At 39.9% G+C, this 21,307-nt stretch carries 16 protein-coding genes and 1 other RNA gene; 13 read left to right on the top strand and 4 right to left on the bottom strand.

The genetic code is table 11. The features are described from left to right. Window positions 1–8: 8 nt before the first annotated feature. Window positions 9–491 (bottom strand): S-ribosylhomocysteine lyase, encoded by a 483-nt coding sequence (locus tag UKS_RS08105; RefSeq protein WP_000032547.1) that lies wholly within the window; start codon window positions 489–491, stop codon window positions 9–11. A gap of 94 nt (window positions 492–585) precedes the next feature. Then, window positions 586–2,070 carry a DUF1846 domain-containing protein gene (locus UKS_RS08100; RefSeq protein ID WP_156012622.1) on the bottom strand — a complete coding sequence of 495 codons (1,485 nt, stop codon included), beginning with the start codon at window positions 2,068–2,070 and terminating at the stop codon, window positions 586–588. A gap of 152 nt (window positions 2,071–2,222) precedes the next feature. Here UKS_RS08100 and UKS_RS08095 point away from each other — a divergent pair, with 152 nt between their 5' ends. The 9 genes from UKS_RS08095 (at window position 2,223) to UKS_RS08055 (ending at window position 15,729) form a co-directional block, all read left to right on the top strand. Beyond that, on the top strand, window positions 2,223–3,833 hold the full coding sequence (locus UKS_RS08095) for a glycoside hydrolase family 13 protein (RefSeq protein WP_156012620.1): 1,611 nt from the start codon (window positions 2,223–2,225) through the stop codon (window positions 3,831–3,833). 383 nt (window positions 3,834–4,216) lie between these two features. Beyond that, complete coding sequence (locus tag UKS_RS08090; RefSeq protein WP_049497154.1) at window positions 4,217–6,184, top strand: peptide ABC transporter substrate-binding protein; 1,968 nt, start codon at window positions 4,217–4,219, stop codon at window positions 6,182–6,184. A 203-nt stretch (window positions 6,185–6,387) separates the two neighbouring features. After that, window positions 6,388–8,346: a peptide ABC transporter substrate-binding protein gene (locus UKS_RS08085; protein WP_156012618.1), complete on the top strand. Its 1,959-nt coding sequence runs from the start codon at window positions 6,388–6,390 to the stop codon at window positions 8,344–8,346. A 333-nt stretch (window positions 8,347–8,679) separates the two neighbouring features. Further along, window positions 8,680–9,780, top strand: coding sequence for a UDP-galactopyranose mutase (gene glf / locus UKS_RS08080; protein ID WP_156012616.1), 1,101 nt, complete (start codon window positions 8,680–8,682; stop codon window positions 9,778–9,780). A gap of 56 nt (window positions 9,781–9,836) precedes the next feature. After that, a complete protein-coding gene (rfbA, locus tag UKS_RS08075) occupies window positions 9,837–10,706 on the top strand; it encodes a glucose-1-phosphate thymidylyltransferase RfbA (RefSeq protein ID WP_156012614.1) in 870 nt (289 codons plus the stop codon). Continuing rightward, on the top strand, window positions 10,707–11,300 hold the full coding sequence (locus tag UKS_RS08070; protein WP_156012612.1) for a dTDP-4-dehydrorhamnose 3,5-epimerase family protein: 594 nt from the start codon (window positions 10,707–10,709) through the stop codon (window positions 11,298–11,300). 12 nt (window positions 11,301–11,312) lie between these two features. Then, window positions 11,313–12,362: a dTDP-glucose 4,6-dehydratase gene (gene rfbB, locus UKS_RS08065; protein WP_049528903.1), complete on the top strand. Its 1,050-nt coding sequence runs from the start codon at window positions 11,313–11,315 to the stop codon at window positions 12,360–12,362. A gap of 215 nt (window positions 12,363–12,577) precedes the next feature. After that, complete coding sequence (gene rfbD / locus UKS_RS08060; protein WP_156012610.1) at window positions 12,578–13,441, top strand: dTDP-4-dehydrorhamnose reductase; 864 nt, start codon at window positions 12,578–12,580, stop codon at window positions 13,439–13,441. Window positions 13,442–13,749: 308 nt separating this feature from the next. Beyond that, window positions 13,750–15,729: a peptide ABC transporter substrate-binding protein gene (locus UKS_RS08055; protein ID WP_156012608.1), complete on the top strand. Its 1,980-nt coding sequence runs from the start codon at window positions 13,750–13,752 to the stop codon at window positions 15,727–15,729. 141 nt (window positions 15,730–15,870) lie between these two features. Here UKS_RS08055 and pbp1a read toward each other — a convergent pair whose 3' ends face one another. Beyond that, entirely contained in the window at window positions 15,871–18,066 is a 2,196-nt protein-coding gene (gene pbp1a, locus UKS_RS08050; protein ID WP_156012606.1) for a penicillin-binding protein PBP1A, read from the bottom strand. Continuing rightward, window positions 18,063–18,659 carry a Holliday junction resolvase RecU gene (recU, locus tag UKS_RS08045; protein WP_156012604.1) on the bottom strand — a complete coding sequence of 199 codons (597 nt, stop codon included), beginning with the start codon at window positions 18,657–18,659 and terminating at the stop codon, window positions 18,063–18,065. Before recU ends, pbp1a begins: the two co-directional genes overlap by 4 nt. A gap of 66 nt (window positions 18,660–18,725) precedes the next feature. On the opposite strand from recU, the gene UKS_RS08040 reads away from it, so the two are divergent. The 4 genes from UKS_RS08040 (at window position 18,726) to UKS_RS08025 (ending at window position 21,299) form a co-directional block, all read left to right on the top strand. Next, window positions 18,726–19,253 carry an SLOG family protein gene (locus UKS_RS08040; RefSeq protein WP_156012602.1) on the top strand — a complete coding sequence of 176 codons (528 nt, stop codon included), beginning with the start codon at window positions 18,726–18,728 and terminating at the stop codon, window positions 19,251–19,253. A 72-nt stretch (window positions 19,254–19,325) separates the two neighbouring features. Continuing rightward, window positions 19,326–19,655: a cell division regulator GpsB gene (gene gpsB / locus UKS_RS08035; RefSeq protein WP_000146534.1), complete on the top strand. Its 330-nt coding sequence runs from the start codon at window positions 19,326–19,328 to the stop codon at window positions 19,653–19,655. Window positions 19,656–19,675: 20 nt separating this feature from the next. Continuing rightward, an RNA gene (rnpB, locus tag UKS_RS08030) (RNase P RNA component class B) lies at window positions 19,676–20,057 on the top strand. A gap of 84 nt (window positions 20,058–20,141) precedes the next feature. Next, window positions 20,142–21,299, top strand: coding sequence for a THUMP domain-containing class I SAM-dependent RNA methyltransferase (locus UKS_RS08025; RefSeq protein ID WP_156012600.1), 1,158 nt, complete (start codon window positions 20,142–20,144; stop codon window positions 21,297–21,299). Window positions 21,300–21,307 lie beyond the last annotated feature (8 nt).

The following is a 21,307-nucleotide window of genomic DNA, read 5'->3' as shown; positions in this document are numbered from 1 at the left end:
TTTTGTATTTAGATCACATGACGTTCAAAGGCATCATCTGAAATCCCTTGTTCCAAGATGAGCTTCGCCCATTCTTTAGCAGAAAAGAGACTATGGTCCTTGTAGTTTCCACAAGATTCGATGGTTGTTCCAGGGACATCTTCCCAAGTAGTAGTTTCGGCGATTTCTTTGAGCGAATCCTTGATAACAGCCGCAATTTCAGCGCTGGTGTGGCGCCCCCACATAATCATGTGGAAGCCTGTGCGACAACCAAATGGTGAACAGTCAATCATACCGTCGATGCGGGTACGGATGAGTTTGGCCAAGAGGTGCTCGATAGTGTGAAGGCCAGCAGTAGGGATAGAGTCTTCGTTTGGTTGCACTAAACGAATATCATAATTGGAAATGATATCACCTTTTGGTCCTGTTTCTTCCCCAATCAAGCGAACATAGGGTGCTTTAACAATAGTGTGGTCAAGTTCAAAACTTTCAACAATAACTTCTTTTGACATGGTAAATCCTTTCAGTTTTCTCTTTTCATTATAACATAAAGCTGGCTCCTGAGACAGAGAGAAAACCTCTCCGAGGGTGGAGAGGTTTGAATTGTTATTTACGATACAAGCGGTCGTATTGGTAGTAAGGGTCAAAGGTTACGTTGATTCCTAGTTTACGAAGGACATTCTTGTCTTCATCTGTCAAGATGATGGTTGAGTGGGCTTCGCTTCCTTTGAGGTTACCAAGCTCTTCCATAGCGCGGGCAGCGTCAGGATTTTCTGTAGCTGTGATAGCAAGTGCAATCAGGATTTCATTTGAATGCAGGCGTGGATTGCGGCTACCTAGATGATTGATTTTAAGACCTTGGATGGGTTTCACCACTTCTGGTTCGATTAGTTTTACTTCTTTCGCAATGTTAGCTGATTTCTTGATGGCGTTGATCAAAGCAGCGGCTGTTGGACCAAAAAGTTCTGAATTCTTACCAGTGACAATTTCTCCGCTTGGCAATTCAAGGGCTAGGGCTGGTCCGCCAGTTTCTTCTGCCTTTTGACGCGCAACAACAGCAACCTTGCGGTCTGTAGGTGTGATACCGAGGTCGTTCATAAGTAACTCGATTTTCTTGACAGCAGCTTCGCCCACTTTTTCGGCTTTGAAGTCAAGAACAGTTTGATAGTAACGGCGGATGATTTCTTGTTTAGAAGCTTCGATAGCAGCTTCATTATCAGTAATAGCAAAGCCAACCATGTTGACACCCATATCTGTTGGAGAAGCGTATGGAGATTCTCCTAGGATGCGTTCCAACATGCGTTTGAGAACTGGGAAAATTTCAATATCACGGTTGTAGTTGACAGTGGTTTCTTCGTAGGTTTGGAGATGGAAGGGGTCAATCATGTTGACATCATCAAGGTCAGCTGTGGCAGCCTCGTAGGCCAAATTGACTGGGTGATGAAGGGGAAGATTCCAAACTGGGAAGGTTTCAAACTTAGCGTAGCCAGACTTGATACCATTGATTTGGTCGTGGTACATATTGGACATACAGGTTGCCAATTTTCCAGAACCAGGTCCAGGAGCTGTTACGACGATCAAGTTGCGACTGGTTTTGATGTAGTCATTTTTTCCCATGCCTTCTGGAGAAATGATGTGATCCATATCCGTCGGATATCCTTTGATTGGATAATGAAGATAAGAATCAATTCCGTTTTTATCGAGTTGATTGCGGAAGGCATCTGCGGCTGGTTGACCAGCGTACTGTGTGATGACAACGGAGCCAACAAAAATTCCTAATTCATTGAATTTGTCAATCAAGCGAAGCACTTCTTGGTCATAGGAAATGCCCAAGTCACCACGTGCTTTGGAATGTTCGATGTTACTTGCATTAATAGCAATCACAACCTCAACCTGCTCTTTCAACTCCTGCAAGAGTTTGATTTTGTTGTCAGGCTCATAACCCGGAAGGACACGAGCAGCGTGGAAATCTTCTAACATTTTGCCACCAAACTCCAAGTAGAGTTTGCCGTCAAATTGGTTAATGCGCTCCAAAATGTGGTCGCGCTGTAGATTCAAATATTGTTCAGAACTAAAAGCTTGTTTTTTCATTTTTTTACCTCTGACCTCTATTATAATAAAAAATTGGAAGTTAGGAAACTATGGAGTTAAAAAAGAAATCAAAAAGATTAGGCAAACGCTTGCACAAAGTTCTGAAAAGCGCTATCATAGACTATAGATTATTAAAATAATGAGGTAAATAGATGCAAGAAAAATGGTGGCACAATGCCGTAGTCTATCAAGTCTATCCTAAGAGCTTTATGGATAGCAACGGAGATGGAATTGGTGATTTACCTGGGGTTACCAGTAAGCTAGACTATCTAGCTAAGTTAGGAATTACAGCGATCTGGCTTTCTCCAGTCTATGATAGCCCCATGGATGATAATGGTTATGATATTGCCAATTATCAAGATATAGCGGCTATCTTTGGAACCATGGAAGATATGGATGAGCTGATTGCTGAGGCTAAAAAACGAGATATCCGAATCATTATGGATTTGGTGGTCAATCATACATCAGATGAGCATGCTTGGTTTGTCGAAGCTTGTGAAAATCCTGATAGTCCTGAGCGAGACTACTATATCTGGCGTGATGAACCTAACGAATTGGAGTCAATTTTCAGTGGATCTGCTTGGCAATATGACGAAAAGGCTGGTCAATATTACCTGCACTTTTTCAGTAAGAAACAACCAGACCTTAACTGGGAAAATGAAGAACTACGCCAAAAAATCTATGAAATGATGAATTTCTGGATTGATAAAGGGATTGGTGGATTTCGTATGGACGTCATTGACATGATTGGGAAAATTCCTGATCAGAAGATTGTCAACAATGGTCCTATGCTTCATCCCTATCTCAAGGAAATGAATCAGGCAACTTTCGGCGACAAAGAGCTCTTGACAGTAGGAGAGACCTGGGGAGCAACGCCAGAGATTGCCAAGCTCTATTCGGATCCAAAGGGGCAAGAATTGTCTATGGTCTTCCAGTTTGAGCATATCTGTCTTCAGTATCAGGAAGGTCAACCTAAGTGGCATTATCAAAAAGAGCTGAATGTTGGGAAATTAAAAGAGATTTTCAACAAATGGCAGACAGAGTTAGGAGTTGAGGATGGCTGGAATTCGCTCTTCTGGAACAATCATGACCTCCCTCGTATCGTCTCAATCTGGGGAAATGACCAAGAATACCGCGAAAAATCTGCCAAAGCTTTTGCAATCTTGCTTCATCTCATGAGAGGGACTCCTTATATCTACCAAGGTGAGGAAATTGGGATGACAAATTATCCGTTTGAAACGCTGGATCAAGTAGAAGATATTGAATCCCTCAACTATGCGCGTGAGGCTCTTGAAAAAGGCGTTCCGCTGGAAGAAATCATGGACAGTATCCGTGTCATTGGACGTGACAATGCCCGTACCCCAATGCAGTGGGATGAGGGCAAAAATGCTGGTTTCTCAGACGGACAACCTTGGTTGGCAGTGAATCCAAACTACCAAGCAATCAACGTTCAGGAAGCACTGGCAAACCCAGACTCTATTTTCTATACTTATCAAAAATTGGTAAACATTCGTAAGGAAAATAGTTGGTTGGTGAGAGCTGATTTTGAACTCCTTGAAACGGCTGAAAAAGTTTTTGCTTACATCCGTAAAGATGGGGACCGTCGATTCCTAGTTGTGGCTAACTTGTCCAACCAAAAGCAAGAGTTTGCAGTTGAAGAATCAATCACATCTGTCTTGATTGAAAATACCTCAGTAGAAGCAGCTTTAGCTACACAGACCTTGGCTCCATGGGATGCTTTTAGTGTGGAATTGATTGATTAAAGCTAGAGAATCTTCAGCTTTTGGGGCTGAGGTTCTTTTTTATACAGTGGATTGAAACTAGCATAGTACACTATAGTTGCTAAAACATTTCTAGAAATTAATTTAACTTTTCTAAGCAATTTGTTCATATTTTATTTCAATCTACTATAGTACTCTTCAAAAAAACTTCTTAGACAAGGTCATCTTGGGATGCTGTAGATATGGTTTAGCTCGGTCAGTTATTTATCCAACCTCAAGAATGTGATTTGAGTGTTTTATCTACAACTGAAATGTTTTTGAATAATATTTGTTAGAATTTTCTAAAAAATCTGTCAAAAGCTCTTGCATTTAGAATAAAATAGAGTATAATGGTGGAAATAACATATTACTAAAGGAGTTTGGTTATGAAATCGAAAAAGTGGATTTTAGGAGCAGGATTAACGATGAGTGCAGCCCTTCTTTTAACGGCTTGTGGGAAAAGTGATAAGAAAGCAGATGCCCCGATGAGCTTTTCTTATGTCTATGCGGTAGATCCTTCTTCCTTGGATTATAGCATTACGAGTAAAAGTTCGACCTCTGATGTGATTGGTAATGTTGTTGATGGTCTTTTAGAGAATGATAAATATGGGAATCTTGTTCCGTCTTTAGCAGAGGATTGGACTGTTTCAGCTGATGGCTTGACTTACACTTACAAACTTCGTAAGGGTGTGAAGTGGTATACTTCTGAAGGAGAGGAGTATGCAGAAGTTAAGGCTCAGGACTTTGTTACAGGTTTGAAACATGCAGCAGATGCTAAGTCAGATGGTCTTTCTTTGATTGAAAAATCAATTAAAGGTTTGGAGGCTTATGTTAGTGGTGAGACCAATGATTTTTCAACTGTAGGTGTTAAAGCTCTTGATGATTATACGGTAGAATATACCCTTAATAAACCAGAAAGTTTTTGGAACTCTAAAGTAACAACAGCAACCATGCTTCCTGTAAATGAAGAATTTTTGAATGCAACAGGAAAGGATTACGGAGCACCAACTCCATCAAGTATTCTTTACAACGGCCCATATTTTTTGAAATCTTTGATTTCTAAATCTGTGATTGAATATGAAAAAAATCCTAACTATTGGGATAAGGAAAATGTCAAGATTGATAATGTAAAATTAACATTCTATGACGGATCAGATCAAGAATCCCTTATCCGTAGTTTCGCTACAGGAGCATATAATACAGCGAGACTTTTCCCAAATAGTTCAAGTTTTGCTTCAACCAAAGAGAAATATGGCGATCAGATTATTTATAGCCCTCAGGAAGCAACTAGTTACTATTTTACTTTTAATGTAAATCGTCAATCATATAATAAAACAGCCAAGACAGATGAAGGACAAAAGGTTTCTACAAAAGAAGCTATGCTGAATAAAAATTTCCGTCAAGCGATTAATTTTGCCTTTAATCGTCATGCCTATACAGCTCAATTAAACGGCGAAGAAGGTGCGGATAAGATTATTCGTAATAGTCTAGTGCCAGATAATTATGTTCAGGTAGCAGGGAAGACTTTCGGACAGCTGGCTCAGGATGAACTGCTAAGATATGGAGAACAATGGAAAGATGTAACTCTCACAGATGGCAAGGATACAATTTACAATCCTACAAAGGCTAAATCTGCGTTTGAAAAAGCGAAGTCAGAATTGCAAGCTAAGGGAGTAAGTTTCCCGATTCATTTGGATGTACCAGTAGAACAGACAGACGTAGTTGCAGTTCAACAGACAAATTCATTAAAACAATCGATTGAAGAAACGCTTGGAACGGAAAATGTCATTGTAGATGTTCTTCAAATGACAGATAATGAGAAGGAAAGTATTACTTCCCAAGCAAAAGTGCCAACTCAAAAAGATTATGATTTGAACGGAACAGGTTGGGGACCAGATTACCAAGATCCAGCAACCTATCTCAATATTCTAGATGCTAAGAAGGGTTCTGCTTTGAAACACCTAGGTATAACAAAGGGCAAGGATCCTGAAGTCATGGCGAAAGTTGGCTTGGATGAATACAAGAAGCTCTTGGACGATGCTGCTTCTGAGACGACCAATCTTGATAAACGTTATGAGAAATATGCTAAGGCTCAAGCTTGGGTAACAGATAGTTCTCTCCTTATTCCAGTGGCGTCTTCAGGAGGTTCTCCTATGGTAAGTCGTGCTGTACCATTTACTAAAGCTTATTCACAAGTTGGCATCAAAGGGGATCCATTTATTTTTAAAGGAATGGAACTTCAAAATGATATTGTCACAACGAAAGAGTATGAGGCAGCTCTCAAGAAGTGGCAAAAGGAAAAACTAGAATCGAATGCTCAATATCAAAAGGATTTAGAAAAACACGTAAAATGAGTCTAGGCTCGTTTCCACAAATAGTTTTTTAGTTAATAAATCGTATAAAAACAAGGGAGGACTGTATGAAAGACAGAAATCCTTTGTTTTTTATGACCTACATTTAGAAACTTTGATTCTCAAAATTAAATTGACTTTACAAATCCTAGTTATTTTGGTAAAATAAACGTATGTTATAAAAACTAACATAAAGGAGAAAGAAGATGAATACAAAAAAGCGTGTCCTTAGTGCAGGTCTGACTTTTGCGGCTACTTTGCTATTAGCTGCTTGCGGACAATCAGGTTCAGATACAAAAACTTACTCATCAACCTTTAGTGGAAATCCAACTACATTTAACTATTTATTAGACTACTACGCTGACAATACAGCTATTATTACTAACCTAGTTGACGGTTTGCTCGAAAATGACAATCACGGAAATCTAGTTCCGTCTCTGGCAGAAGATTGGTCTGTTTCAAGAGACGGTCTGACCTATACCTACAAATTGAGAAAAGATGCCAAATGGTTCACAGCTGATGGTGAAGAGTACGCTCCAGTCAAGGCACAAGATTTTGTGACAGGTATCAAGTACGCAGTGGATAATAAATCACAGGCCATTGACCTAATTCAAAACTCGATCAAGGGCTTGAATGATTATATTACAGGAGTAGATTCTGACTTTTCTAAGGTTGGAGTGAAGGCGATTGACGACCAGACTATTGAGTATACTTTGGCACGTCCAGAACCTTACTGGAACTCAAAAACAACGAATAGTATTCTTTTCCCAGTAAACGAGGAGTTTTTAAATTCAAAAGGAAAAGATTTCGGTACCTTATCTCCAGACAGCATTCTCTATAGCGGACCTTATTTGTTAAAAGATTTCACATCGAAATCATCGATCGAGTATGTGAAGAATCCGCATTACTATGATCATGGTAAAGTATCGATTGAACATGTGAAATTGGCTTATTTTGATGGCTTAGACCAAGAATTGACTATCCGTAACTTTGAAAATGGAGCTTATTCTATTGCGGGGGTTTATCCAAATAGTTCTAACTTTGCCAAAACCAAGGAGAAATACAAGGATAATATCGTCTATAGTTTGCAGGATAAGACATCTTGGTACTTCAATTTCAATGTCAATCGTAAGGTCTACAACCATACATCTAAAATGACAGATGAGCAGAAGCAGTCAACTGAGACAGCTGTTTTGAACAAGAACTTCCGCCAAGCGGTGAACTTCGCCTTGGATCGTACAGCCTATTCTGCCCAGTCAAATGGAGAAGAAGCGGCTAGTAAGACCCTTCGTAATACCCTAGTGCCTCCTACATTTGTCCAAGTTGGAGACAAGACCTTTGGAGAAGTAGTCGCTTCTAAATTAGTCAACTATGGCACAGAATGGTCAGGAGTAAACCTAGCTGATGCACAGGATGCCTATTTCAACAAGGAAAAAGCCCAAGCAAAATTTGCGGAAGCTAAAAAAGAATTGGCAAGTCAAGGTGTGACTTTCCCAATTCACTTGGATGTGGCAGTTGATCAGACAAGTAAAAATTCTGTGGCAGGCATGAACTCAGTTAAACAGACCATTGAGTCAGTTTTAGGTGATGATAATATTGTCATTGATGTTCAGCAATTGTCAACAGATGATTTTAATAATGTAGGCTTTTTGGCGCCGACACCAGCTGATCGAGACTACGATTTAAACTTTGATGGTTGGGTGGGTGACTACCAAGATCCATCAACTTATCTCAATCCTTTCAATGCAGAGGATGGATTCTACCTTAAAATCTTTGGTTTAGATGCTAAGGAAGATAAAGATAAAATTGCTAGCTTGGGGCTGGATACCTACACTAAAATGCTTAAAGATGCAGATACTGAAAATAAAGATGTAGCGAAGCGTTATGAAAAGTATGCTGAAGCACAGGCTTGGATGATTGACAATTCTCTGATCATGTCAGCTATGTCAAGTGGTGGAACAGCATCTGTAACTAAAGTAACGCCATTTACAAGAGGGTATTCACTGGTCGGCATCAAGGGTGATGGCAATAACTACAAGTACATGAAACTACAAGAAGATACTGTCACGACCAAACAGTTTGAGGAAGCGAAAACTAAATGGGAGCAAGAAAGCAAAAAAGCAATCGAAAAAGCTCAAAAAGAAGTAGAAAAGCATGTTAAATAATGAGAAATAGCTTTTTACGGAGAATCATAAGACAAACATCAGTTTTGGTGCTTGTCTTTTTAAATCACTCGGCTATTGAAAACTGAGAAATGATTTATTTTGTGCTAAAATAGATTGAAACTAATACTTAATAAAAATCAATGAGTAACTGGGAAGTTAGCTCAAAGTACAGCTTTGAGGTGGTGGTAGATAGAACTGACGAAGTCAGCTCAAAATACTGTTTAAAGGTTGCAGATGGACGCTGACGTGGTTTGAAAAGATTTTCAAAGAGTACAAGATTCTCTCTTTTACTATAGTTAAGGAGATGTAAAGATAAATGATAAGGAAGCGACTATGTATGATTATCTTATCGTTGGTGCAGGTTTGTCAGGGGCAATATTTGCACACGAAGCAACAAAACGTGGTAAAAAAGTGAAAGTGATTGACAAACGTGATCACATCGGTGGGAATATCTACTGTGAGAATGTAGAAGGTGTTAATGTTCATAAATATGGTGCCCATATCTTCCATACTTCTAATAAAAAAGTGTGGGACTATGTTAACCGATTCGCTGAGTTCAATAACTATATCAACTCACCAGTGGCTAACTACAAAGGGAGCCTTTACAATCTTCCTTTCAACATGAATACTTTCTACGCTGTGTGGGGGACAAAAACTCCGCAAGAAGTCAAAGATAAGATTGCTGAGCAAACAGCTGATATGAAGGATGTTGAACCTAAAAACCTGGAAGAGCAAGCAATCAAGTTGATTGGTCCAGATATCTACGAAAAGTTGATCAAGGGCTACACAGAAAAACAATGGGGACGTTCCGCAACAGAACTTCCACCATTTATCATCAAGCGCCTCCCAGTACGTTTGACCTTTGATAATAACTACTTTAATGACTGTTACCAGGGGATTCCAATCGGTGGTTACAACGTCATCATTGAAAATATGCTAGGCAACGTAGAAGTAGAACTTGGAGTTGACTTTTTTGCCAATCGTCAAGAATTAGAAGCTTCAGCTGAAAAAGTTGTCTTTACAGGAATGATTGACCAGTACTTTGATTACAAACATGGGGAGTTAGAATACCGTAGTCTGCGTTTCGAGCACGAAATCTTGGATGAGGAAAACCATCAAGGTAATGCTGTGATCAACTACACAGAGCGTGAGATTCCTTATACTCGTATCATTGAGCATAAGCACTTCGAGTATGGTACGCAAGATAAAACGGTCATTACTCGTGAATACCCAGCTGATTGGAAACGTGGAGATGAACCTTATTATCCAATCAATGATGAAAGAAACAATGCTATGTTTGCTAAATATCAAGAAGAAGCAGCCAAAAATGATAAGGTCATCTTCTGTGGTCGTTTAGCTGACTATAAATACTACGACATGCATGTGGTCATTGAACGTGCACTTAGTGTAGTAACGGATGAGTTTGGTTACTAAGACATGCATTTTTAACAATTTAATGATTGTTTAACAACAAAGAAAGGTACCCTATTATGAAAGGTATTATTCTCGCAGGTGGTTCGGGGACACGTTTATATCCTTTGACTCGAGCTGCATCAAAACAACTGATGCCGGTTTATGATAAACCGATGATTTACTATCCACTTTCAACATTGATGTTGGCTGGAATTAGGGATATTCTGATTATCTCAACTCCTCAAGATCTACCTCGTTTTAAAGAGCTTCTTCAAGATGGATCTGAGTTTGGGATTAAACTTTCTTATGCAGAGCAACCAAGCCCAGACGGTTTGGCGCAAGCCTTCATCATTGGGGAAGAATTCATTGGCGATGATAGCGTTGCTCTAATCTTAGGCGACAATATCTATCACGGACCTGGCCTTTCGAAAATGCTACAAAAGGCGGCTAAAAAGGAGTCGGGAGCAACTATCTTTGGCTACCATGTGAAGGATCCAGAGCGCTTTGGTGTGGTTGAGTTTGACAAGGATATGAACGCTATTTCTATAGAGGAAAAGCCAGAAAGCCCTCGTTCAAATTATGCAGTTACAGGCCTCTATTTCTACGATAATGATGTAGTAGAAATTGCTAAAAATATTAAACCAAGTCCTCGTGGGGAATTGGAAATTACAGATGTAAACAAGGCTTATCTAGATCGTGGAGATTTATCCGTTGAGGTTATGGGACGCGGATTTGCTTGGTTGGATACTGGAACACATGAAAGTTTACTAGAGGCTTCACAGTACATCGAAACAGTCCAACGGATGCAAAATGTTCAGGTAGCAAACTTGGAAGAAATTGCCTATCGCATGGGCTATATCAGTCGAGAAGATGTGTTGGTCTTAGCCCAACCGCTTAAGAAAAATGAATACGGACAGTATTTGCTCCGTTTGATAGGAGAAGCATAGATGACAGACAATTTTTTTGGTAAGACGCTTGCAGCACGCAAGGTTGATGCAATTCCAGGTATGTTGGAGTTTGATATCCCCGTTCATGGAGACAATCGTGGCTGGTTTAAAGAAAATTTCCAAAAGGAAAAAATGATTCCACTTGGTTTTCCAGAGTCTTTCTTTTCAGAAGGAAAATTGCAAAACAATGTATCTTTCTCACGCAAAAATGTCCTCCGTGGTCTCCACGCAGAACCATGGGATAAGTACATCTCGGTAGCAGATGGTGGGAAAGTTCTGGGTTCTTGGGTTGATCTACGCGAGGGCGAAACATTTGGGAATACTTATCAGACGGTTATTGATGCTAGCAAGGGAATTTTTGTACCTCGAGGAGTGGCCAATGGCTTTCAAGTTCTAACAGATACAGTTTCTTATAGTTATCTGGTCAATGATTACTGGGCTCTTGAACTCAAACCCAAGTATGCCTTTGTGAACTACGCTGATCCGAGCCTTGGTATTGAATGGGAAAATCTTGCAGATGCAGAGGTTTCAGAAGCAGATAAAAATCATCCACTACTTAAGGATGTAAAACCTTTGAAAAAAGAAGATTTGTAAAAAGGAAAGAATATGACTGAATACAAAAAAATCATCGTGACAGGAGGAGCTGGTTTTATCGGATCCAACTTTGTCCATTATGTTTACAAGAATTTTCCAGATGTTCACGTGACAGTCTTGGACAAGTTGACTTATGCTGGAAATCGCGCTAATATTGAGGAAATTTTAGGTGATCGTGTTGAGTTGGTTGTTGGTGACATTGCTGATGCAGAGTTGGTAGACAAGTTGGCAGCACAAGCTGATGCTATCGTTCACTATGCGGCGGAAAGTCATAATGACAATTCACTCAATGATCCATCACCATTTATCCATACCAACTTCATCGGAACCTATACTCTTTTGGAAGCGGCTCGCAAATATGATATTCGTTTCCACCATGTGTCTACTGACGAGGTTTATGGGGATCTACCTCTACGCGAAGATTTGCCAGGTCATGGTGAAGGTCCAGGTGAGAAATTTACTGCTGAAACTAAATACAACCCAAGCTCTCCGTACTCATCAACTAAGGCAGCTTCAGACTTGATTGTCAAAGCTTGGGTACGTTCTTTTGGAGTCAAGGCAACGATTTCTAACTGTTCAAATAACTACGGTCCTTATCAACACATTGAAAAATTTATCCCACGTCAAATTACCAACATCCTAAGTGGCATTAAGCCAAAACTTTATGGAGAAGGTAAGAACGTTCGTGACTGGATTCATACCAATGACCATTCTTCAGGTGTTTGGACAATCTTGACAAAAGGTCAAATCGGAGAAACCTACTTGATTGGGGCTGATGGTGAAAAGAACAACAAGGAAGTTTTGGAACTAATCCTTAAGGAAATGGGACAACCTGCCGATGCCTATGACCATGTGACTGACCGTGCAGGACATGACCTTCGCTATGCAATTGATGCAAGCAAGCTCCGTGATGAGTTGGGCTGGAAACCAGAATTTACTAACTTTGAACAAGGTCTCAAAGAAACCATTCAATGGTACAAAGATAACCAAGACTGGTGGCAGGGAGAAAAAGAAGCTGTTGAAGCCAACTACGCTAAGACACAAGAGGTTCTTGAAAAATAAAAGGCAGTGGAACAGAAACCGATAGACAAAGTCTCGATTTCCTAATCCCAGCCCCACGCAGATGACTAGGAGTTTTTGAAGTCTAAAAGTCAAACAAAAAGTCTAATCAGCTACCGCGTCAAAGTTTGATTGTTAATAAAAAGTGAGGTAGGGATTTTTTGTCCCAACCTCTATTGCTATACCGAAGAATTGTGAATCAGTTGAAAGGAAGAAAAATGATTTTAATTACAGGAGCAAATGGCCAATTAGGAACGGAACTTCGTCATTTATTGGATGAGCGTAATGAAGAATACGTTGCAGTTGATGTGGCTGAGATGGATATTACCGATGCAGAGATCGTTGAGAAAGTTTTTGAAGAGGTGAAACCAACTTTAGTCTACCACTGTGCAGCCTATACCGCTGTTGATGCGGCAGAGGTTGAAGGGAAAGAATTGGACTTTTCCATAAATGTTACGGGGACAGAGAATGTCGCAAAAGCATCCGAAAAGCATGGTGCAACACTAGTCTACATTTCTACCGATTATGTATTTGACGGTAAGAAACCAGTTGGACAAGAGTGGGAAGTGGATGACAGACCAGATCCTCAAACTGAATATGGTCGTACGAAGCGTATGGGAGAGAAACTTGTAGAAAAACACGTTTCAAACTTCTATATTATTCGTACTGCCTGGGTTTTTGGAAATTACGGTAAAAACTTCGTCTTCACGATGCAAAATCTTGCTAAAACTCATAAGACATTGACAGTTGTAAATGATCAACATGGTCGACCAACCTGGACACGTACCTTGGCCGAGTTCATGACTTTCCTAGCTGAAAATCGCAAGGAATTTGGTTATTATCATTTGTCAAATGATGCAACGGAAGACACAACTTGGTATGACTTTGCAGTTGAAATTTTGAAGAATACAGACGTCGAAGTCAAGCCAGTGGACTCAAGCCAATTTCCTGCCAAAGCTAAACGTCCACTAAACTCTACAATGAGCCTTGCAAAAGCCAAAGCTACTGGATTTGTCATCCCAACTTGGCAAGATGCCTTACAAGAATTTTATAAACAAGAAGTAAAAAGTGATATGAACTAATTTGAAGCCTGGTCGTTAATGAACCCCCAGGAAAATAATAGGTATAATATTCTTATGACAACAGCTTTGCAGTGTGTACGAAATGAGTTAGATTAAAGAATTAAAACTGTTTCCCAAATGCTATTTACAAATATGATCGATAATTCCTTGACTACCTAATGTAGTTGAGGTATTTTTGATATTATTCATATTTTCCTAATTAAATTGTTTAAAAAATAATTTTCAAAAATTCTGAAAATTCTGTTGACAAGGTTTGAAAAAGGGGCTATAAAGGGGCTATAATGGATAGAAAAACAAAGGAGAATACGATGAAAACAAGGAAAGTATTGGCTCTTGCGGGAGTAACTTTATTAGCAGCTGGTGTCTTAGCGGCTTGTTCTGGAGGATCAGGCGCTAAAGGTGAACAGACCTTTGCCTTTACCTACGAGACAGACCCAGATAATCTCAACTACTTAACGACTGGTAAGGCAGCGACTGCTGACATTACTAGTAATGTGATTGATGGATTATTGGAGAGTGATCGCTTTGGGAATTTGGTTCCCTCAATGGCAGAGGACTGGTCGGTTTCTAAGGATGGCTTGACTTATACTTATAAGATTCGTCAGGATGCCAAGTGGTACACATCAGAAGGAGAAGAGTATGCTCCTGTCAAGGCTCAAGACTTTGTAACAGGTCTTAAATATGCAACAGACAAGAAATCAGAAGGCCTATACTTGGTACAGGATTCAATTAAAGGTTTGGACGCCTACGCTAAAGGGGAAATTAAAGATTTCTCTCAAGTCGGAATTAAAGCCCTTGACGATCAAACGGTCCAATACACTTTAAACAAACCTGAAAGTTTTTGGAATTCTAAAACAACTATGGGTGTTTTAGCGCCAGTCAATGAAGAGTTTTTGAACTCAAAAGGGGATGATTTTGCCAAAGCAACAGATCCAAGCAGTATCTTATATAATGGTCCTTATTTATTGAAATCCATTGTAACCAAATCTACTGTTGAATTTGCGAAGAATCCTAATTACTGGGATAAAGACAATGTCCATATTGACAAAGTTAAATTGTCATTCTGGGATGGTCAAGATACTAGTAAACCTGCAGAAAACTTTAAAGACGGTAGCCTTTCAGCAGCTCGTCTCTATCCAACAAGTGCAAGTTTCGCAGAGCTTGAAAAAGAGATGAAGGACAATATTGTCTATACGCAACAGGACTCTACGACTTATGTAGTAGGAACAAACATCGACCGTCAGTCCTATAAATATACTTCTAAGACTAGTGAAGAACAAAAGACTTCAACTAAAAAGGCTCTCTTAAACAAGGATTTCCGTCAGGCTATTGCCTTTGGATTTGACCGTACAGCCTATGCTTCTCAGTTGAATGGACAAACAGGAGCAAGTAAAATCTTACGTAATATCTTTGTTCCACCAACATTTGTACAAGCAGATGGAAAAAACTTTGGGGACATGGTCAAAGAAAAATTGGTGACTTATGGGGATGAATGGAAGGATGTGAACCTTGCTGATGCCCAAGATGGTCTCTATAACCCAGAGAAAGCCAAGGCAGAATTTGCTAAAGCTAAATCAGCTCTACAAGCTGAGGGAGTGCAATTCCCAATTCACCTAGACATGCCTGTTGACCAAACAGCAACTACAAAAGTTCAACGTGTCCAATCTATGAAACAATCCTTGGAAGCGACTTTAGGAACTGATAATGTCATTATTGATATTCAACAATTGCAAAAAGATGAAGTGCTTAATGTTACTTTATTTGCACAAACTGCTGCTGGTGAGGATTGGGATATTTCTGATAACGTTGGATGGGGACCAGACTTCTCAGATCCATCAACTTATCTTGATATCATCAAGCCTTCTGTAGGGGAAAATACGAGAACTTACCTAGGATTTGATTCAGGAAAAGACAATGAGGCGGCTAAGAAGGTTGGTCTCAATGATTATGATAAAATGGTCAATGAAGCAGGGGAAGAAACTACAGATGTGACGAAACGGTATAACAAGTATGCCGAAGCTCAAGCATGGTTGACAGATAGTGCCCTAGTCATTCCAACGACATCTCGTACAGGTCGTCCAATCTTGTCTAAGATGGTACCATTTACTTTACCTTTCTCTTTCTCAGGGAACAAGGGGACAAGCGATCCGCTCCGATACAAATATCTTGAACTTCAAGATAAGGCAGTCACAGCAGATGAATATCAAAAAGCGCAAGATAAATGGATGAAAGAAAAAGAAGAATCCAATAAAAAAGCACAAGAAGAACTCGCAAATCATGTGAAATAAAATAAAAAAGAAGTTAGTTGTTCGCTAACTTCTTTTGGTTTATCGAAAATGAATTGAAACCTATCCTCTCTTTCAAAGATTATGACGTTAAGTTTTTGTAGAAAAAATCCTGAGTTTTGCTTCTCAGGATTTTCTTTTATCTCACTGTTGTGGTTGCTGTTGAACTTGTGGATTTTGTGGCGTTGGTTGTACTGGTTGTGTCGGTTGACCAGCCTGACCAGCTTGACCAGCTTGTCCTTGATTAGGATCGGTTGCTGGAGCATTATTGGATTGTTGACCAACCGTCGTACTTGCCTGTGTAGTTGAACTTTCAGCTGTTGTGCTTGGAGTTTCTACTGTTTGTGTTTGTTGTGTTACTGAATGATTCCCTGTATTCTTTGCGTTGTTCTGGAAGACGAATTCTCCATTTCTGTACAAGCCATCTGGCATTGTCCAGTCTCCAGGATTGTCATCTTCAGAAAGGTAAGTTATCATTGAGCGATAAACCTTACCAGCAACAAGGAAACCATCTCCGATGATTGGAGTTAGACGATTTGAGTATCCTGTCCAAACGGCCATTGCATATTTGCGGGTATAACCAACAAACATTTCATCTGGAGCTACGTAACCAGCATTCTTGATATACTTTTCAATTTCTTCGTCAGTATAGTTAGAAGTACCTGTCTTACCTGCTTGTGGAAGCCAAGGTAGGTAGGCTCCACGTCCGGTTCCGTATAATAAGACAGTTTTCATCATTTCGGTCATCATATAGGCAGTAGTTTCTTTCATAGCCCGAGTACCGGCATCAGAAAATTCTTTTTCACTACCATCACTAAAGACGATTTTATTGATATACATTGGTTTGTGGTAAGTACCACCATTAGCAAAAGCTGCGTAGGCAGCGGCCATTTTTTCACTACTTGCTCCGTACTTTTTGTTGGATTCAGTTGTGTTACTTGAAATGGCGTTTGCATAAAGCATGCTTGGATAATCGATACCAAGTCCATTGAGGAAGGTTTTAGCTCTATCTAGACCGACCTTATTCAAAGTCTCAACGGCTGTGACATTTCGTGATTGTTGAAGAGCATACTGGACTGTAATGTTTCCAAAGTAGCCATGATCCCAGTTGTAGACTGGAGTATCAGTGCCAGGATAGTTATAAGGAACATCATGTACAATAGAAGCAGTAGAGTCATAGACTCCATATTCTAAAGCGGGAGCATAGTCAGTGATTGGTTTCATCGTAGAACCCCAGTCACGGTTGGTTTCAACGGCTTGGTTAACACCGAAAGATACATTACTTGATTGGTGACGTGCCCCTAACTGAGCAATGACTTTACCATTTGTTACATCGACGATGGTTGAAGCTACTTGGAGTTCATCATCTGGGTAGGCAACATATTCATCTGTATTGTAAACATCCCAAAGTCGCTGTTGAACATCTTTGTCCACATTTGTGTAGACATCCATACCTGTAGTAAGAAGGTTGTAACCTGTTTCTTGTTCAACTTGATCAATTACTTCTTTGAGGTAATTGTCCATATAAGCAGGATAACTATTGGCTGACTTCAAGCTTTGGAGACCATCAGTGATAGGAGTATTAATAGCTTTTTCGTAATCTTCCGCACTGATATATTTCTGTCCCTTCATTTCTGAAAGTACCAAGTTCCGACGTTCGAGAGCTGCTTCTGGATGGGAATAAGGATCATATTGGTTTGGTGCTTGAGGCATTCCAGCTAGGAGTGCTAACTGAGGCAAGCTTAAATCCTTCAAGTCTTTTCCATAGTAATTTTGAGCTGCGGTTTGCATTCCATAATTACCGTTAGACATGTAGACTTTGTTTATGTAGTAGGTCAGGATTTCTTGCTTGGTTGCTTTTTGTTCGAGTTGAACAGCTAGCCAAGCTTCCTGAGCTTTACGTGACAAGGTTTGATCGGCAGTTGAGGTAGAGAAATAAGTCAATTTGATCAATTGCTGAGTCAAGGTTGAAGCTCCTTGGAGCCCTCCTTTCCCTTGGAGGTTTCTCAATGCCGCACCCATGATACGAATAGTATCAACACCTCTATGATCAAAGAAACGATGGTCTTCGATAGACACGATGGCCTTGACCAAATCAGTAGGGATTTCATTTGCTTGAGTATTTACGCGACGTTCAGAACCAAGGTCAGCAATCAGTTCGTTCTTATTGTCATAAATCTTGCTAGAAGTTGTCGCAACTAATTTACTTTCAGATAAGGCCGGAGCCTTGCTAACAAAGTAGAGGAAGACACCTCCACCTAATAGAAATAATGCGATAAATAAGGTAAGGAATGTAATCCCAATATACTTTAAGATTCGCAGAATAGTTTGTTTGTTCATCTTGTTTTACCACCTAGTAAATGTTCTTTGATAATATCGAGATAGGGAATCTGAGGGAAAGCACTCTGCTTTACTAAATGTCCGTATTCTTGAATATATCCAAGTGGCATTGATTTTTGCCCCTTATCTTGGTGATAAAAGCGAATCAAATCAAGTGCCGGCAACAAATAAGTTTCTTGTCGAGAAGAAAAGTGAAGCAGTACGAAGCAAATGCCCTGCTGTTCTAAAACTTGTTCCATATGTTGAATCTGGTGAAGATGGAAGTTTTTTAGTGGAATAGCATTTTTTTGCCGCGTTTCCTTGGCTTCAAAGTCAATGTAATGTCCTCTATACACGCCAGAGTAATCTGTTGTGGAAGCTTGTCTAAAGTAGGCTTCTACAATTTTGGCTCGACTACGTTGAGGATAGTCTACTCGAACGATCTGAACAGGTGTTGGTTTTTTATGGATAACCGCCATGCCATGCGTCAGATAGTAGTCGTTTGTCGCATTGATCATCTTTTCAAAAGTCATTCCTCGATTTGCGAAGTTTTTTGGTTGAGAAATGGATGTTTGGCTTTTTTTTGATGAAATTTTATGAGGATAGTTGACCATATTTCTCCTTATTGGTACAATAACATCACTCTATTATACCATAAAAATAGAAAGAAAGGTGTAAAAATGACTACAGCTTTAATTATGGGATATTCTAACTTTGACTTGGGTGTCTTTGACGAGAAAGATATTAGGTTAAAAATTATAAAGAATGCCATTCGCCGTGATTTAGAAAGTTTAGCAGAAGAAGGGATTAAATGGCTGGTCTTTACAGGGAATTTGGGATTTGAATCATGGGTTCTGGATGTCGCAAATGAAATGAAATACGAGTATGATTTTAGTCTAGCGACCATTTTTGATTTTGAAACGCATGGGGAAAATTGGAATGAAGCCAATCAGCTTAAACTTAGCCAATTTAAGCAGGTAGATTTTGTCAAATATGCCTATCCTAAATATGAACATGTGGGGCAACTACGAGACTACCAACGATTTTTACTGAAAAACACTGATTTAGCTTATTTTTTCTATGATCCAGAAAATGAGACAAAATTAAAATTTATAGACAATTTGATGATAAATCAGGAAGGTTATCGTATCAAAAGGTTAACCTTTGAAGACTTAAATGAGCTAGCAGAAAATTTTTCTGAAAAGTAAGCCTTTGACCTTGATTTTTGCTTGCCTTTTTTTATATAATAATACTATTAGAAACCGAGAATGGAGAGAGTGATGGCAAGTATTATTTTTTCAGCAAAAGATATTTTTGAGCAAGAGTTTGGACGTGAAGTCCGTGGATATAGTAAGGTTGAAGTTGATGAATTTTTGGACGATGTCATCAAGGACTATGAAACTTATGCTGCCTTAGTCAAGTCTCTCCGTCAAGAAATTGCAGAGTTAAAGGAAGAGTTGTCTCGCAAACCTGAATCTGCACCGGTTCAAGCAGAACCTCTTGAAATGACAGCTACCACTTCTATGACGAATTTTGATATTTTGAAACGACTAAATCGTCTTGAGAAAGAAGTGTTTGGTAAACAAATTTTGGATAACTCTGATTTATAAGAGCTTATTTGAAAAGTGCAATTTTTGGATAATCGCGTGAGGAGAATTTCTTTTCATGAGGAAAGTCCATGCTAGCACAGGCTGTGATGCCTGTAGTGTTTGTGCTAGGCGAAACCATAAGCCTAGGGACGAGAAATCGTTACGGCAGTTGAAATGGCTAAGTCCTTGGATAGGCCAGAGTAGGCTTGAAAGTGCCACAGTGACGGAGTCTTTCTGGAAACAGAGAGAGTGGAACGCGGTAAACCCCTCAAGCTAGCAACCCAAATTTCGGTCGGGGCATGGAGTACACGGAAACGAACGTAGTACTCTGACTGCTATCAGCTCTAGGCTGTTAGTGGTAGACAGATGATTATCGAAGGGAGTGGTCCTAGTCACTTCTGGAACAAAACATGGCTTATAGAAAATTGCATATAGGTTGGGGCTGAGAAAACTTTCTCAACCTCATTTTTTAAAGTGGACATATAGAAAGGTCTTATAAGACTGAAAATGAAAAAAGAATTTAATTTAATTGCTACTGCTGCAGCGGGTCTTGAGGCTGTTGTGGGACGTGAAGTGCGAGAGTTGGGCTACGATTGTCAGGTTGAAAATGGGCGTGTTCGCTTTCAAGGAGACGCAAGAGCTATTATTGAAACCAACCTCTGGCTTCGGGCAGCAGATCGTATCAAAATCATTGTAGGAAGTTTCTCAGCTAAGACTTTTGAGGAGCTCTTTCAGGGAGTTTTCGCTCTAGATTGGGAACATTATTTACCGCTTGGGGCTCGTTTTCCGATTTCGAAAGCCAAATGTGTTAAGTCTAAACTACACAACGAACCCAGTGTTCAGGCTATTTCAAAAAAGGCTGTTGTTAAGAAGTTACAAAAATACTATGCCCGTCCAGAAGGTGTTCCTCTGATGGAGAATGGTCCTGAGTTTAAGATTGAGGTCTCTATTCTGAAAGACATTGCAACTGTCATGATTGATACGACCGGATCCAGTCTCTTTAAACGTGGCTATCGTACGGAAAAAGGTGGTGCTCCTATCAAGGAAAATATGGCGGCAGCCATTTTGCAACTTTCTAACTGGTATCCAGACAAGCCCTTGATTGATCCAACCTGTGGTTCAGGAACTTTCTGTATCGAAGCAGTTATGATTGCTAGAAAGATGGCTCCTGGTCTTCGTCGCTCTTTTGCTTTTGAGGAATGGAACTGGATTAGCGATCGCTTGATCCAAGAAGTGCGCACAGAGGCAGCTAGGAAAGTGGATCGTGAACTGGAACTGGATATCATGGGCTGTGATATCGATGCTCGTATGGTGGAGATTGCTAAGGCCAATGCTCGGGCAGCAGGGGTTGCTGGAGATATTACCTTTAAGCAGATGCGCGTGCAGGATTTGCGTTCTGACAAAATCAATGGAGTGATCATCTCTAACCCGCCTTATGGTGAACGCTTGTCAGACGATGCAGGAGTTACCAAGCTTTATGCTGAAATGGGTCAAGTATTTGCACCGCTGAAAACGTGGAGCAAATTTATCTTAACTAGTGATGAAGCCTTTGAGACCAAGTATGGTAGTCAGGCGGATAAGAAACGTAAGTTGTACAATGGGACCTTAAAAGTTGATTTATATCAATATTTTGGTCAGCGTGTTAAACGTCAGGAAGTAAAGTAGGAAGGAAA

Origin of the sequence: Streptococcus sp. 116-D4, assembly GCF_009731465.1 — a bacterium.
Taxonomy (GTDB): Bacteria; Bacillota; Bacilli; order Lactobacillales; family Streptococcaceae; genus Streptococcus; species Streptococcus pseudopneumoniae_E.
This window is presented reverse-complemented; position numbering and strand designations above follow the sequence as displayed.